Raw genomic sequence first — 1,311 nt, forward strand, 5'->3', positions numbered from 1 at the left:
GCTCGACGCCGGCGCGTTGAAGCCCGAGGACACCGCCTTCAGCCTCGGCGGGCTGCTCAGCCAGATCGGCAACGATTTTCGCCCGCTCGCCGCCGAAAAGAAGCTGGAACTCGAGATCATGCCGTCATCGCTCGGCGTCATGACGGACCGCAACTTGCTTCGGCGGCTGATCCAGAACCTCGTTTCCAACGCCATCAAATACACGCGCGAGGGCCGCATCCTGGTCGGTGTCAGAAGGCGCGGCGAGTTGGCCGAGATCCAGGTGATCGACACCGGCATCGGCATTGCCGGCGACAAGCTGAACACGGTCTTCCACGAATTCACCCGGCTGGACGAAGGCGCGCGCGAAGCGGAAGGACTTGGCCTCGGCCTCTCCATCGTCGACCGTATCGCCCGGGTGCTGAGGCTCGAAATCCGCATCTACTCGAACCCCGGCAAGGGCACGCGCTTCTCCGTGATCCTGCCGGTGGCGGCGGTCGCGGCGCCACCGCGCGAGGTCGGGAAGCCGCCGGCACGCGCGGCCTCCACGCTTGCCGGGCTGAACGTGCTGTGCATCGACAACGACGCGCGCATCCTCGATGGCATGCGGCTGCTGCTCGAGGGTTGGGGCTGCAGCGTCGAGACGGCCTCCGGATCGGACGATCTGCTGCGGCCGGGCGCGCGAAGGCCCGATATCGTGCTTGCCGACTACCATCTCGACGGCGGCACAGGGCTCGACGCGATCGCCAAGCTGCGCGCCGCCTATGGCCAGGACCTGCCTTGTGTGCTGGTCACCGCCGACCGTTCCAGCGAGGTGCGCACTGCTGCGGGCCGGCTCGACGTTCCGGTGGTCAACAAACCGCTGAAGCCGGCCGTGCTGCGCTCGATGATGGCAAGGGTCAGGGCGCTGGCGCCGGCGGCGGAGTGATCCTCTTCCTACCTATCCTTGGTGCCCCAGACTCCTGAGATAGGCACAGAACATGTCGGCAAGGGCGTCGGAATAATCTTCGATCTCAGCCTCTGTTCGCGGGTTTTCCGAAAAGTCGGCCCCCATGGCGCTGAGAGTTTTTATGATCAGTTGGCCGGCCATGGCGCGGGCATCATCCGCGGCTTCGGGCAGCGTCTCTCGCATGAAGGCCTCAACCATGCCGTTCGCCGTGGCCCTTGCCTCCTGCGCCTCGGGCGCGTCGCGATAGAGGGGTGCTGCATCGTCCAGCGCACCACGAACCGCCGCCTCGTCGCATTCGGAGCGGATGAAGGCATGCACCAGCGTGCGTATCCGTTCCAGCGGCGGGGTTTCGACACCCCCGAGGGTGGCGCACAACAAAACGG

The 1,311-nt window shown here is 66.2% G+C and carries 1 protein-coding gene and 1 pseudogene; one reads left to right on the forward strand and one right to left on the reverse strand.

Annotated elements, in window-relative coordinates; genetic code table 11:
• On the forward strand, positions 1-907 hold a 907-nt coding region (locus tag EOA38_RS36950), incomplete at its 5' end, for an ATP-binding protein (RefSeq protein ID WP_145966308.1).
• Positions 908-919: 12 nt separating this feature from the next.
• Here EOA38_RS36950 and EOA38_RS36955 read toward each other — a convergent pair.
• Positions 920-1,311: pseudogene (locus EOA38_RS36955) on the reverse strand (TetR/AcrR family transcriptional regulator); the annotation flags it as partial.

Origin of the sequence: Mesorhizobium sp. M1E.F.Ca.ET.041.01.1.1, assembly GCF_003997355.1 — a bacterium.
Classification (GTDB): domain Bacteria; phylum Pseudomonadota; class Alphaproteobacteria; order Rhizobiales; family Rhizobiaceae; genus Mesorhizobium.